Consider the following 13716-nt stretch of genomic DNA (forward strand, 5'->3'; position numbering starts at 1 on the left):
TATGAAATATTATGTATCTAAAAAGGGAAGTAACAATAATAACGGTAGCGAAGATGCACCATTTCTGACTATAAGCAAAGCCGCAAAACTGGCAATGCCAGGAGACGAAGTCATTGTTGCGGAGGGCGTATATCGAGAGTGGGTTAGCCCCGAAAATGGTGGACGAAGCGATCTAGAACGAATTGTTTATCGCGCACAAGAAGGTGATAAAGTCGTTATAAAAGGTTCTGAGGAAATTAAAAATTGGGAAAAAATAGAAAATGGAGTATATAAGGCAACTCTAGCAAATGCTATATTTGGAGATTTCAATCCATTTGAAGAAGAGTTATTTGGTGATTGGTTTAAGTACCCAAAAAATCCAAAGATGCATCTTGGTGCGGTATATTTAAATGGAGAAGCGTTCTGTGAACTTAGAAGTATCGAAGAAGTAAAAGACTATACGATAGGTCGCGATGTTGTGGAAGATCCAAAGGCCTTTGGAAAACGCAACTACTTGCAAAAGGAAGCGCCATTCTATGGATTTTATGCGGAGGTAGATGCTGATTTTACAACGCTTTATGCGAACTTCAACGATTTTGATCCCAACGTGGAGCAGGTAGAAATCAATGTTAGAAAGTGTTGCTTCTATCCTAAAAAGATGGGCAGAAACTATATCACTGTTGCCGGATTCACAATGTGCCATGGAGCATCGGGGTGGGCACCGCCAACTGCAGAGCAACCTGCTATTATAGGCGCAAATTGGTCTAAGGGATGGATTATAGAAAATAATATCGTGCACGATGCAAAGTGTAGTGGCATTAGCATAGGCAAAGATTATTTGTCTGGAGATATGCTAAGCACAAGGACAAAACAAAAGTCTGGATATCAGTTTCAGTTGGAGTCGGTTTTTGCGGCACTAAAATTAGGCTGGTCAAAAGAAACTGTAGGATCTCATATAATTAGAGATAACACGATCTATGACTGCGGTCAAAATGGAATTGTAGGTCATATGGGATGCGCCTTTAGCAAAGTGTATAACAATCATGTTTACAAAATTGGAACGAAGCGTGAATATATCGGTTGCGAGATTGCAGGTATCAAGTTTCATGCACCGATTGATACGCAAATATTAAACAATAGAGTGCACGATTGCACACTGGGGCTGTGGCTAGATTGGCAAACCCAAGGATTGCGTGTAAGTAGCAATATATTATATAGAAATGGTCGCGATATGGTAATTGAAGTAAGTCATGGACCGACGATTATAGATAACAATATCTTTGCGTCAAAAGGTAACATCGGCTATATATCTCAAGGAACCGCTTATGTTCACAATCTATTCTGCGGAACTATGGCAAACGGAGATGTTTTGGATAGAGCAACACCATATCATTTGCCGCATTCTACTTGGGTTAGCGGATATGGTTTTGTATATGGTGGAGACGATAGATATTATAATAATATTTATGTTGCACCTGCGGCAGATGCAAATCGCCCAGAAAAGCAATTTGTAGGCACCAAGGCTATGGATAAATATTCAGATGGAATCGAAGCGTATTTCAAAGGGATTAATGAAAAGGATTTTGAGTCGATAGATCTAGAGAAATTTGACCAAACGCCGTATCCAGTTTATGTAGATGGAAACGTTTATTATAATGGAGCACAAGCATATAGCAAAGAGAAAAATAATCACATTGCCGCAGAAGTTAATCCTAATGTTAAGATTATAGAAGAAGGCGACGAGCTATATCTAGAAATAGAAATTGAAGCCGCCGATGTTGCAACAGTTATACACGGCACAGCAGATTTAGGGAAAACAATTCTCGCGGATGCCATATTCGATGGACCGGATGGAAATATGATTGTATTGGATAGAGATTGCCTTGGAAATGTGAGGTCAGCGAAGCCAACAGCAGGACCTTTGGAAAATATTAAAATTGGAAAAAATAGGATCAAACTAATATAATGCTATAATTCAAAAAGGGAGATATGTCAATGAAGAATAAAGATTTTTTCAAACTGGAAGTAGGACCATTAGCAGGACCTAAAAGCCATGTAGAAGGCAGAGTCGAGATGGATTTTAGTGGCTTGGACTGGAAGATGGAGAAAATGCGAGTTGGGCAAGGTGTTAAAGAAGGCATTCATCTGCTAAAAAGCGAGCTATCTGGAAATAACTATAGCTGGAATAAAGGCAAAGTACCTGGAGATGTTTATACAGATTTATATTTAGCAGGCGAAATCGATGACCCTCATTTTGGCCGCAACATGCATAAAGCAAAATGGGCGCAAGAATATGAATGGTGGTATAACTATGCTTTTAATGTTGACCAAAGTTTTGGCGGAAAAAATATCACGCTTGTATTCGAAGGGGTTGACTATTCATGCGAAGTGTGGTTAAACCAAGAATATCTGGGTAGACACGAAGGGATGTTTTCGAAGTTTGAATTTGACATCACAGATCTGATCAATTGGACTAGTCCAAACATTCCTGTTAACTTGCTAACAGTAAAATTAGATCCGCCTCCTAGAAATCAGCATAATATAGCAGGAATGAAGCATAACTTTGCAGGGGACTATCTAACAGGATTGGTACCATTTGGAATTTGGCGACCGGTAAAAGTTATTGGCACAGAAAAAGCAAAGATTGATGGATATAGAGTGGAGTATGAGTTAGATGGCAGCAAAGTCAACGTTAATTTGCAGGTAAACTCCGATGCATTTGAAACAGTTCGAGAAGCGCATCTTATGGTAAAGTATTTTGATGGCGATACAGAAATCTTAAACGTAGAGGAACCGATGAAGTTGAACAGAGGACGTGAATCTACTAAGGTAATAAACTTTGCATTGGATAATCCCAAACTTTGGTGGCCAGTTGGAATGGGCGATCCGTTTTTGTATGATATCGAAATTAGCATCGTAGAAAATGGGCGTGTGTTGGATAAAATTAGAGAAAAAACAGGTGTGCGTACTGTAAAATATACCTATAATCCTGGGTTTACAAAAGATGAAGCGGAGTTTCCGTGGACACTAAATATAAACGATAAGCCGATGTTTATGCGCTCTGCATGCTGGACTCAGCCATCGTTCTTCTACGGTAGAAATAGCATAGAAAAATATGAGTTCTTCTTAGAAAAAGCTAAAGAAGCTAATATCAACAACCTAAGATTTTTTGGATGGCATCCGATAGAGACAAAAGAATTTTATGATATTTGCGATAGATTGGGGCTTACTGTATGGACCAACTTTGCTTTTGCGACGCAAGAATTTAGATCCGATAGAGCATACCTAGATAAGGTAACCAACGAAATTACAAGCATCGTGAGAGAGCGACGCAATCACCCAAGTATTGTTATGTGGATGGGTGGAGAAGAGGTATACTTTACAGAAGCGCATGTACACAGTAAAAACCGCGAGCTGATGGAAATGGTTGGAGATATAACGCGAGGTCTAACTAGTGTTCACTACGCAGATGCGTCGCCGCTAAGTTCTAGAGAAGGAATCAGAATGGGGTATAAGCCAAATGAATCTTTGCATGCGAACGCTCATTATTATGCAGGTGGAGCAATATACATGGAAGATTTTTACACCAAATTGAATGCTGCAGTAATTCCGGAGCTAACAGCGGCTTCTGCGCCAAATATAGAAAGCCTCAAAAAATTTATTCCAGAAGATGAGCTATGGCCGCTTGGTATAAGTTATGGATACCATATGGCAGATCTTCATGTGTTACAAAATCTAAACTACGAGGTACACGGAAGTATAGGGATGGATTCGCTAGAGCAGTTTGTTGAATATACGCAAATTTCACAAGGGACTGTTGCGCAGTTTGCTCTTGAGCATTTCAGAAGGCAAAAACCGCATGTAAGCGCCGTGGCTTTGTGTCACTTTAATACTAATTGGCCTATTATTAAGTGGGACATTATTGACTACTATGGAGTTAAGAAGCTTTCGTATGATTACGTAAAGCGAGCGTATAACCCGATTTTACCTTCATTGGAGTTCAAAAAACGTCGATACAATAATAGCGAACAATTTAAAGGGCAACTGTTTGTGATCAACGATCTATATCAAAAATTTAATGATATAGACTTAGACTATACCGTTTTTGATAATGATGGCAACGAATTTTTGTCGGGAACTATTAGGATAGATGTTGACGAAAATGTTTCTGCAGCATATGACTATATCAAGTTTACTGTTCCGGAGAACTGGAAAGGATTTTTCTATATCAAGTTGGAGCTCAAAAAAGATGGGGCACTGATTATAGAAAATGAATATCGTTTGCTAGTAGATGATCAGGAAGCCGCCAAAGCCGCGTCAAAGCAACTGTATTTGGATATGCACAAGGGGCGTGCTAAATTTGGAAAAGGATACTATAGATACTTCCCTAATATGTTTGATGGGCTATAAAAATAAATAATCAAGTGGATGGCATGGACGATAAGTTTGTGCCATTTTTTTGTATTTGGAATAAGTATCAGAATACTGGAATAAGCATTAAAAGGAGAATCAAAATAAACAGTGAAAAATGAAATAAGAAAGGAAATTGCTATGAGTATTTTATCAGCACAAAACATTAATTTTGCAGTAGATGAAAAACAAATTTTAACAAATATTTCCTTAGATGTTGCTGCAGGAGAATGCATATCCTTGATGGGTCCTTCTGGCAGTGGCAAAAGTACGTTTTTGAAGATGTGTTCATATTTAATTAGCCCAACAGAAGGAAAAATGTATTATAAAGATGAAAAATTTTCAAAATATGATCCGATGAAATTGCGGCAGTCAATTAGTTATTGTACTCAGATTCCATATTTGTTTGGAACAACTGTGAAAGAAAATTTAGAGTTTCCGTATATAGTAAAAAATCAAAATTTTGACTCAGAGTGGATTGCGTCGATGCTGGTTGAATTTGGATTAGATGAAAGTTTTGTAGATAAGGATGTTGCAACTCTGTCGGGAGGAGAAAAGCAAAGAATAGCGCTGATACGAAACTTGGTACATAAGCCAGAGATATTGCTATTGGATGAGGTGACGTCGGCTTTGGATGAGATGTCGGCTTCGCTGATAGAACAGCATGTGAAAAAATTGGTTGCAGAGGGAATGACGGTGTTATGGGTGACTCATAACGAAGAGCAGAGTACCAAAATTTTTAATAAACGCGTCAGGTTTGTTGCCGGAGAAATTGTAGATGTGGAGGTTCTATAAATGAGTATAGTTTCGTTGATGCTGGCGTCATTACTTGTATTGATACCAGTTTTTATATCTATGCGAGAAGATTTAGATTTGCATAAACAAATTGCGATTAGCGTGGTGCGAGCAGCGATTCAATTGACGGTGGTAGGAAGTGTGTTGCAATTAATTTTTGGACTAGAAAATATGTGGGTAACACTGGTTTTTGTAGCATTTATGATTTTCAACGCAGCGATGAATGTTACAAAACTACAGCAAGTTGCGCATCAGAGATTGATTAGCTATGCAGGCATCGGAGCGGGGACTGTTGTAACATTGGCAGCGCTGACAATAGCAGGCGTAATAAATTTTACGGCAGATGAAGTGATTCCGATTTGTGGGATGATTGTCAACAATGCTATGGTGGCTGTATCCATTACGTATAGACAAATGCAAGCAGGATTTATAGATAAACGAGAAGAGATAGAAACGAAATTGTCGCTTGGGGCTCCCATAAATTTGGCCGCAGCAGATCTGATTAAAAGATGCTTACGAGCAGGGATGTTGCCAACGATCGATGCGGCAAAGGCGCTAGGGATTGTTGCTTTGCCAGGAATGATGACAGGACTAATCTTGGGTGGGAGCCCCCCGCTAGAGGCAATAAAGTATCAGCTGATGGTAACGTTTATGCTACTTTCGGCAACTAGCATTGCGACATTTATCATTACGTTGTGTAGTTATCGATCGTTTTTTAATAAGCATAAGCAGCTAAATATCAAGTAACTTAAGACGCAGCTAATATTAAAATAAGACCATAATTTGGTAAATAAATTAGCTGCAAACAAGTTTATACCACAAAATAAACTAGGTATAAATACAACTTCAATGGATAAAAATAAGACTAGCTTTAATTTCAAGCTATGGAAAAGGGGGTTATAAAAGTATGGACAACAAAATAGCGACGGTAGCTCTAGTACAATCAAAAGAAGATAAGGCTGAAGATATAACAGATGAGCAAATTAAGCAACTGGTACAAGAAACTGTAGAATTAGCGGGAGGTCTAGGATTTATAAAAGATGGACAAACTGTAGTGGTAAAGCCCAATATTATTTCCACGAGAGCAATAACCGGGCAAGCCGCATCTATGAGAATGGCGCTGCCCTATGCAGATGCGTATAAAGACAAAAGCAAGCTCATTCCAAAAGAAGTGAATGGTATAACAGCAGATTATAGAGTTGCACAAGAGCTGACTGCTATGGTTAGAGAAGTGAATCCAACAGGAAAAATTTATATTATGGAGTCTAGTGGTGATGGGGCAACGAGCAAAAATCTAGAGCTGATGGGATATATAAAAGAAAACTTTCCGAATGTGGATGAAATAATATCTCTAGACGACACAGGCAATGCCTACAGAAATGTGGATGCACCAGATGTGGTAGGCGTAGATCCGCCAGCTAACCAAGAATATAAAAAACTTGCTAAGTGGATGAAAAATAAATATTATTTTGATAAAAAATATTATGAATCGGATGTAGTGATCTCGCTTTGCTGTTTAAAAAACCACATGAATGCGGGGTTCACCGGTGGGATTAAAAATATTGGAATAGGTGTTATGCCGCAGCAAATTTATAGAAGCTTTAAAAATGGATCAGTAGTGAGAGGTTTAACAATATCTCATGAATTTAATGATATAAGTCATTTTATACACGACTATTATTCGCTTAAGCCTGCGGACTTTGTGTTGCTAGATGGATTACAAGGGCTGGCATATGGACCAGCAGCTCAGGGGGCACCAAGCTATGCAGCAGCAAAGATGAATATGCGAGTTATGATGGCGTCAAAGGATGTTGTTGCAAATGATACAATAGCTGCACTGATTGTGGGGGTAGATCCGCATAAAGTACCGTATATAAAGAGCCTTGCTAAAGACGGGGTAGGTGTAACCAATCTGAGAAAAATAGTGGTTAAGGGAAATGTTCGAGTGGATCAAATAAAAAAACCGTTTCCGTTTGCGAAGGGAGTTTTGTCAAAAGTATTTAGGATTCCAGCAGGCGTTGCATATGATAACTACAATCCGCCAAAAGCAAAGGTAAAGTTTATTAATATTGCTGATGGCAAGCTAAATGCAAAATTAGAAGTTGGAGAAGAGGTTATCAAAGTTGAAATTTATAATGAGCAATCAGGATTGGTGGGAGTTGTTAGCAAAGATTTTTCAGAAATAAGCGTAGATTTTGAAGGAAACAAGGGAGTTTTGATAGTATACGATAATTTATTAAACGCGCAAAAAATAGAGTTTTAAATTCATGCTGCCGAAGAAACAATTCCTTTGGCAGCAGCTGAGAGTTATGCGTACTGAGTCAAAAAGTCTGCGACAATCATTGGGTCAGACAAACTATGAGGGTGATGCGCACAGTCTGGTTTTAGTATATACATATTGATAAGCTGATTTGATCGGCAGTAGTCGATTAGCAATTGACAATTCTCTTTAACAGGGACAACATCATCATCGTCGCCCGCCACGACTGCAATAGGGATTTTATGTCTTGTTAAAAAATCGAGGTTATCAACAGGGTTTTCTGCAAAGGCTAAAACTGTAGTTGTTGTAAGGTCATAGCATTCGAGACATTCAGCATACTGAGCTGCAGCGCCTATACCGGTCATTAGTCCTCCAGGCCAACTTTTGATATCCAAAACTGGTGCATCTAAATATAATGCCGAAACAGCGGTGGGATATTGCCTAGCAAAATTCATAGCATAGAGGCCGCCTCGGCTAAATCCCAATATAATAACTTTCGGGTTGAGATGAAATGTTGTGACAACCATATCATAGAATTGCTTCATTAACGCAACAGCTGCGGGAGAACCATACATATTTGAAATTTTGTAGTATGCTAAAAAATATCCGCGATTGAGCATTTCGATATCTACAGTATCAAAGCCACCCAAAAATTCGGCACGCCATATCCATTTCGCCTCAGAGGTGGCGGTGTGAGGTCTAATAACAAACGCCTCTCTTTTATTAAATATAAATTTGTCAACAGTAAATCCGTGATAATCAGTTCCATTAATATTTTTCAATGCAATCAACTCCTATGCGCTAAGCTCATCTAAATCTAGTTCCCATAGCTTCGCAGTGATAACGTTACCGTATTCTAGTTTACCATTGCCCACCATAAATCCAAATTTCATAGGCTGATCGATAGCATAATCATTATCTTCGAGAAATATCACAAGGATCTTAGGATACTCAATTTTAGGTTCACCAGTTGCTGGATCGATAGAACTAATCTGATATTCTGAGATTTCGATACTCATTTTATCATAGACCATTTTGATATTGTAGAACAAATTTTCGATGCGTATATATACCCCAATATTAGGTGTAATATATCCTAATATTGGATAAATATGGTGCGGATCAACAACTTCTATATCATGCTCGAGAAGCGAACCCTCAATTAGGCGATACTTATAATGTGTATCATAAAAATGATCTAGTATGCCAAGAAGCAATCGGGAGGGCAGTGTAGTTAACTCTATAAAAAAATTATTTGGCGGACCATCAGTGCCGGAGCATCGAATTTGAGATAGTCGTTCTAGGTCTATTTCTAAGAGGTTTGCTATATCGGCATCGTTTTCAAAAAGCGTGCTTAATGAATTTATGGCAAACTTGAGTACATCGTCGCTAGCATCCTTAAGCTCTTCGCGCATTCCTTGCAAAAGTTCATTAAATTCATCCATTTCATCCATAAAAATTCTCCTTAAGTATTAATTTGTATTTGCAATAAATTCAAGCGTGGCAGTAATGATTTGATCTTGCTGGGCTATTGGAGATATTGTTGGATCGAGGTCTCCGATTTGCGAGCCGTAGAGTCCAAACTGCGCATGATTTCCGCCGGCTATTTTTTTAAAGATAGTATCATCGGGAAGGTATGGTCTACTGTCTGCAATGTTCTCAAGCGTTGTAAGGCCATCTAGATCGGCATAAATACTAATAACCGGTATATCAACATTAGATAGATTGTCGCGTGGGTCGGGATATGAAGCAAGTAAAATTAGTCCGGCGAGCTGATCGTGATGGTCTTTGGCAAATGAAGCTGCACTGACACCACCCATAGAGTGTCCAGCAACATACCAGTGCATATCTGGGAACTGCGCCATGACTTCTGCTGCCTTATTAGTATCAAACAACGATAGGTGCATATTAACACTTAAGAGAGCGACCAAATATCCATGCGAGGCAATGGCGCTGGCGTAATAGGTATATGCTTCGGGCTCGATCAATGCTCCGGGATATACGATAAGTCCGGTATTAGTGGGGTTGTCATTTGGCTGAAAAATAATCGTTCCGTCTGCTGCGGTTGAGACGTCGACATTGTCGTAGATAGGCAGTGAGATATCGGTAGACAGAGAATGTGTATTATTAAGCCATAAAAATATACCTATAATAGAAATAAATAAAGCTATGGATACAGACTTCATAATTTTGTTTAACATAAAAATTCTCCTAGCTATCATAGTCGTACAATATTTTTTATGATATTATATCGAAAAAATTTTTTCGTCAAGGGGGGGCAAAAAAACTCCCATTGTAGCGGGAGTTTCGATCTAAAATCCTTTGTTGGCTAGCTCGGTAATTACAGTTTTTGCAACTTCATATCCCTTTTCAGCGGATTTGCAATACCATTTGAGTGCTTCGGTATAATTAACTTCAACGCCTCGGCCTTGTCGATAATATAATCCTACATTTGCTTCTGCAATGGAGTTGCCTTGGTTGGCAGATAAAAGGTACCAGTTGAATGCTTCTGCCTCATTTTTTTCAACGCCAGTTCCTGTGCCATAACACCAGCCAACATAGTTTTGCGCATCGGAATGCTTTTGTGTGGCCGCGGTTAAGTACCAGCGAAATGCCTCGTAATCATTTTTGACTATGCCATCGCCTTCGGCATATTTTCGTGCAAGATTATACTGATTCCAAGGATTTCCTTGCTCCGCGACTTGAACATACCATTTGAGCGCTTCCTCTTTATTGGGTTCGATGCCTATGCCCTTTGCGTAACACTCGCCAACTTGCCAGCAGGAAGCGAGATATCCTTCTTCGGCAGCTTTTAGGTACCAGGTGAAGGCCATATTGAGATCCTTTTTTATACCAAATCCAGATTCAAACCGCTTCGCAAGGAGATGCTTACTGCGACCATCGCCGGTCTCGGCAGCGGTAATATACCATTTGTGTGCCTCTTCATCGCTTTGTTTTACACCCAGACCATTTGTATAGCATTTGCCAATGTTCCAGCAAGCAGATGCGTATCCTAAGTCAACAGCTTTTTTATACCATTGAAAGGCAGCTTCGTGATCGAGTTGAGTTCCTATAGCGTTTGCGTAGCATCTTGCTAAATGAAAGCATCCCTCTGCAATATTGAAATGAGCAGCTTTTGTGAACCAATCAAATGCGGTGACCTCGTTGGTTTCAGTGCCAGTGCCATCTAAATAGTAGGTTGCCACAATATTATATGCTTTTGTGTATCCTTGCTGAGCGGCTTTGAGATACCATGCGAAGGCGGCATCCTCATCAGGAGCGGTACCAATGCCGTTGGCTTGAAATGAGCAGCTTTTGTGAACCAATCAAATGCGGTGACCTCGTTGGTTTCAGTGCCAGTGCCATCTAAATAGTAGGTTGCCACAATATTATATGCTTTTGTGTATCCTTGCTGAGCGGCTTTGAGATACCATGCGAAGGCGGCATCCTCATCAGGAGCGGTACCAATGCCGTTGGCATAGAATGTTGCAAGTTCAAATTGTGCTGGAGCAAAGCCGAGAAGAGCTGAAGTTTTGTACCAATTAAATGCTTCGGAGTCGCTACTGTCCACGCTGATTCCTTGTTGATAATATGTAGCAACTGTGCATTGAGCTAGGGGATAGTCTAGGGTAGCAGATTTTAAAAACCACTCGAATGCTATAGATTCATTTTTAGAGACACCATCTCCATTGGAGTAGCAAGTTCCAAGATGAAAGAATGCTTCGGGATCATTTTGGTAACTGGCTTTGGTAAACCATTCGATGGCTAACGCGTAATTGCGATCTACGCCGATTCCATTTTTGTAGCTTAAGCCAACTTTATTTTGTGCGGAAGCATGGCTCTGCTTGGCTGCAAGAAGATAATACGCGAATGCTTCGGTAGCGTTTTTGTCGACGCCGATGCCGTATTCATAATATTGTGCAACTGCAAATTGAGAATCTAAATAGTATTTGTCGGCCATTTTTTTGTGAATATTAAATGCGGCAGTTTCGTTTTTGGTAGTTCCGAGACCAGCTTCGTAGCAATTACATAGAGCATGCTGTGCGGGAATATATTCTTGAGCAGCCGACTTAACATACCAGTTGAACGCCGTAGTCGCATCGGAAGTAACGCCGGTTCCGTTTGCATAGCAGGTGGCTAAATGAAACTGCGCAATAGCATCGCCAGCTTCAGCAGATTTGGAGAACCATTCAACAGCTTTAGAAAAATCAGGACCGATTCCTTCTAAAAAACAGAGCCCCAATTTAGTTTGAGCGACAGTATCGCCAGACTCAGCGGTGGAAGCAAGTTCTATAAAAGTATCCCAGGTAACAGAAGAAATGTTGTCAGTATCAGTATTTGAACATTGAGCAAAAACGAAGCATTCAACTGCTGTTGCAGCTTTATCATCGCCCCACATCAGTTCGGAGGTGAGGTGGTCTATAATGCTTTGAATGGCTGTGGTATCGTCTGGAGACGTAACTCGATCGGCAACTATCAGGGCAACGCCGCATTCTGCAGCACGAATCAAAAGATTGTTTTCTGCTTTGACTAATTCTAAGTCTGCAATTAAGCTCCTTAATATGGAGGTATCGAGAAAAGCAGTTTTTCCGTATTGAGTATAAATATTTCTTAATTTAAATTTCATTATGATTCACCGACCCTAAAAGCCTTTGGCGCAAATACTATCAATAACTTTTTGAGCATCTTCATTGCCCTGAGAAGCGGCCTGCATATACCAATGAAGTGCTTCGGTATAATTTGGAGTAATTTTTTTTGTAGGAGGTGACGAAGGTGTGTCGGATTTTTTGGAAGGCTTTATGATTTTGGTGAGTGATTTTTTATCGGCTTTAGCATTAGAATAATAGCATCCAACTTTATATTGTGCTTTGGCATATCCTTGCTGTGCAGCGAGTAGATAGTAGTTAAGCGCCAACTGTAAATATCTGTTGAAGGCTTCTGTGAGATTTTTTTCGACACCGATGCCATGTTCATAGCAAGGACCAATCATTCGTTGGGCATCAACATAGCCTTCTTCAGCGGCGGTGGAATACCAATGAAATGCCTTCAGCTTATTTTGTTCGATTCCCTTGCCATGTTCGTAGCATTGGGCAACAATAAACTGAGCCAAAACATATCCTTGCTCTGCTGCACGCAAATACCAATGAAAAGCCTTGTAGGGATTGCTAGTTAGCCCTTGTTCATAGCAGTTACCAACATTGTACTGAACAACTACGTCACCTTCTTCTGCAAGCAGCAGGTGTTCGGGGAATTCCTCGATAGTAATATTGCTAGAAGCTTCGGAGGTGCTTCGATCTCCAAATTTGGCATATGTAAAATACTCCACAGCCTGAATAGCTTTGTCTTCGCTCCACATCAAATTTGAAACTAGATGGTTAACAATGATATCAATTTGGGTAGAATTATTTGGAGCCGGAACATTGTCCATAACTTGTATGGCAACACCGCAGTCTATTGCTCGAATAAGTAAATTGGTATCAGATTCATCTAGCGAAAGATCTTGTATTAAATTTTTGAGAACGGGAGTGTTTGCGAACATCGGTTCTCCATATTGAAGGTAAACTTGTCTAAGAATTGTTGTTATTTCTGCCATAATTAATCTTCCTTTCGAAAATAAAATTGCGAATATGGCAAGCCATAGTCCCATTTTTATATTTTACATTATTTTCTAATTATGTACAAGAACTTAAAAATATTTTTTGAGAAATTATAAAAGTTAAAAAAGTGGTTGACAAATAAAAATATAAATGTTATTATAATAAATAGAAAACCCTAGTAAAAAACTAGGAATTGGAGAAAAGCTATGAAACTATCCACAAAAGGTAGATATGGTCTACGAGCTATGATCGATATAGGTGTTCATTCTAAAGAAGTGCCGTTATCGCTAAGGAGCATTTCGAAGCGGCTTGATATTTCGGAAAGCTACTTGGAGCAATTGATATCAAAACTTAAAAAAGAGAGTTTGGTAATAAGTAAGAGAGGCGCAAAGGGAGGGTATATATTAGGAAGAAACGCGGCAGAGATTACGGTGGGTGAAATTTTACGAGCATTGGAGGGGTCTTTGGGGCCAACGGTTTGCACCTGCGAAGATCATGGGTGCACCAACTGCTGTGGAGATACTGAATCAAAATGCGTTACAAAATCTGTTTGGATAAAAATCAAAGATGGCATAAATAATGTTGTTGATAATATATATTTAAGTGAGTTGATTGAAGATTTTAAGAAAACTGGTAATGCAAATCAAATAAAAGTATTAATGTAGTATTTATTTA

12 protein-coding genes are annotated in these 13716 nt (G+C 39.4%); 6 read left to right on the plus strand and 6 right to left on the minus strand.

The window, feature by feature from the left end:
• Position 1: 1 nt before the first annotated feature.
• The 5 genes from PCY70_RS01665 (at position 2) to PCY70_RS01685 (ending at position 7447) form a co-directional block, all read left to right on the plus strand.
• Positions 2 to 1945: a right-handed parallel beta-helix repeat-containing protein gene (locus tag PCY70_RS01665; RefSeq protein ID WP_305768197.1), complete on the plus strand. Its 1944-nt coding sequence runs from the start codon at positions 2 to 4 to the stop codon at positions 1943 to 1945.
• Between the two features lie 29 nt (positions 1946 to 1974).
• On the plus strand, positions 1975 to 4389 hold the full coding sequence (locus tag PCY70_RS01670; RefSeq protein WP_305768198.1) for a glycoside hydrolase family 2 protein: 2415 nt from the start codon (positions 1975 to 1977) through the stop codon (positions 4387 to 4389).
• Positions 4390 to 4530: 141 nt separating this feature from the next.
• Positions 4531 to 5184: an ABC transporter ATP-binding protein gene (locus tag PCY70_RS01675; protein WP_305768199.1), complete on the plus strand. Its 654-nt coding sequence runs from the start codon at positions 4531 to 4533 to the stop codon at positions 5182 to 5184.
• Positions 5185 to 5931, plus strand: coding sequence for an ABC transporter permease (locus PCY70_RS01680; RefSeq protein ID WP_305768200.1), 747 nt, complete (start codon positions 5185 to 5187; stop codon positions 5929 to 5931).
• Positions 5932 to 6091: 160 nt separating this feature from the next.
• Positions 6092 to 7447, plus strand: coding sequence for a DUF362 domain-containing protein (locus PCY70_RS01685; protein WP_305768201.1), 1356 nt, complete (start codon positions 6092 to 6094; stop codon positions 7445 to 7447).
• A gap of 44 nt (positions 7448 to 7491) precedes the next feature.
• Here the strand turns inward: PCY70_RS01685 and PCY70_RS01690 are convergent, their stop codons facing one another.
• From PCY70_RS01690 to PCY70_RS01715, 6 genes are all read right to left on the minus strand, one after another.
• Positions 7492 to 8226 carry an alpha/beta fold hydrolase domain-containing protein gene (locus tag PCY70_RS01690; protein ID WP_305768202.1) on the minus strand — a complete coding sequence of 245 codons (735 nt, stop codon included), beginning with the start codon at positions 8224 to 8226 and terminating at the stop codon, positions 7492 to 7494.
• Between the two features lie 12 nt (positions 8227 to 8238).
• A complete protein-coding gene (locus tag PCY70_RS01695) occupies positions 8239 to 8898 on the minus strand; it encodes a hypothetical protein (protein WP_010168028.1) in 660 nt (219 codons plus the stop codon).
• A gap of 18 nt (positions 8899 to 8916) precedes the next feature.
• Complete coding sequence (locus PCY70_RS01700; RefSeq protein WP_305768203.1) at positions 8917 to 9645, minus strand: alpha/beta hydrolase; 729 nt, start codon at positions 9643 to 9645, stop codon at positions 8917 to 8919.
• A gap of 111 nt (positions 9646 to 9756) precedes the next feature.
• Positions 9757 to 10734 (minus strand): tetratricopeptide repeat protein, encoded by a 978-nt coding sequence (locus tag PCY70_RS01705; RefSeq protein ID WP_416387535.1) that lies wholly within the window; start codon positions 10732 to 10734, stop codon positions 9757 to 9759.
• Positions 10632 to 12071, minus strand: a complete 1440-nt coding sequence (locus tag PCY70_RS01710) for a tetratricopeptide repeat protein (protein ID WP_305768205.1) — start codon at positions 12069 to 12071, stop codon at positions 10632 to 10634. Before PCY70_RS01710 ends, PCY70_RS01705 begins: the two co-directional genes overlap by 103 nt.
• Before the next feature lie 15 nt (positions 12072 to 12086).
• Entirely contained in the window at positions 12087 to 13037 is a 951-nt protein-coding gene (locus PCY70_RS01715; RefSeq protein WP_305768206.1) for a tetratricopeptide repeat protein, read from the minus strand.
• Positions 13038 to 13247: 210 nt separating this feature from the next.
• On the opposite strand from PCY70_RS01715, the gene PCY70_RS01720 reads away from it, so the two are divergent.
• A complete protein-coding gene (locus PCY70_RS01720) occupies positions 13248 to 13706 on the plus strand; it encodes an RrF2 family transcriptional regulator (protein WP_305768207.1) in 459 nt (152 codons plus the stop codon).
• Positions 13707 to 13716 lie beyond the last annotated feature (10 nt).

This window comes from Candidatus Epulonipiscium viviparus (genome assembly GCF_030708075.1).
Lineage (GTDB): Bacteria > Bacillota > Clostridia > Lachnospirales > Cellulosilyticaceae > Epulonipiscioides > Epulonipiscioides viviparus.

Excerpts from the sequence above, each read along its gene's own strand:
- PCY70_RS01665 (WP_305768197.1), top strand. The coding sequence starts at position 2 with ATGAAATATTATGTATCTAAAAAGGGAAGTAACAATAATAACGGTAGC.
- PCY70_RS01670 (WP_305768198.1), top strand. The coding sequence starts at position 1,975 with ATGAAGAATAAAGATTTTTTCAAACTGGAAGTAGGACCATTAGCAGGA.
- PCY70_RS01675 (WP_305768199.1), top strand. The coding sequence starts at position 4,531 with ATGAGTATTTTATCAGCACAAAACATTAATTTTGCAGTAGATGAAAAA.
- PCY70_RS01680 (WP_305768200.1), top strand. The coding sequence starts at position 5,185 with ATGAGTATAGTTTCGTTGATGCTGGCGTCATTACTTGTATTGATACCA.
- PCY70_RS01685 (WP_305768201.1), top strand. The coding sequence starts at position 6,092 with ATGGACAACAAAATAGCGACGGTAGCTCTAGTACAATCAAAAGAAGAT.
- PCY70_RS01695 (WP_010168028.1), bottom strand. The coding sequence starts at position 8,898 with ATGGATGAAATGGATGAATTTAATGAACTTTTGCAAGGAATGCGCGAA.
- PCY70_RS01700 (WP_305768203.1), bottom strand. The coding sequence starts at position 9,645 with ATGTTAAACAAAATTATGAAGTCTGTATCCATAGCTTTATTTATTTCT.
- PCY70_RS01710 (WP_305768205.1), bottom strand. The coding sequence starts at position 12,071 with ATGAAATTTAAATTAAGAAATATTTATACTCAATACGGAAAAACTGCT.
- PCY70_RS01715 (WP_305768206.1), bottom strand. The coding sequence starts at position 13,037 with ATGGCAGAAATAACAACAATTCTTAGACAAGTTTACCTTCAATATGGA.
- PCY70_RS01720 (WP_305768207.1), top strand. The coding sequence starts at position 13,248 with ATGAAACTATCCACAAAAGGTAGATATGGTCTACGAGCTATGATCGAT.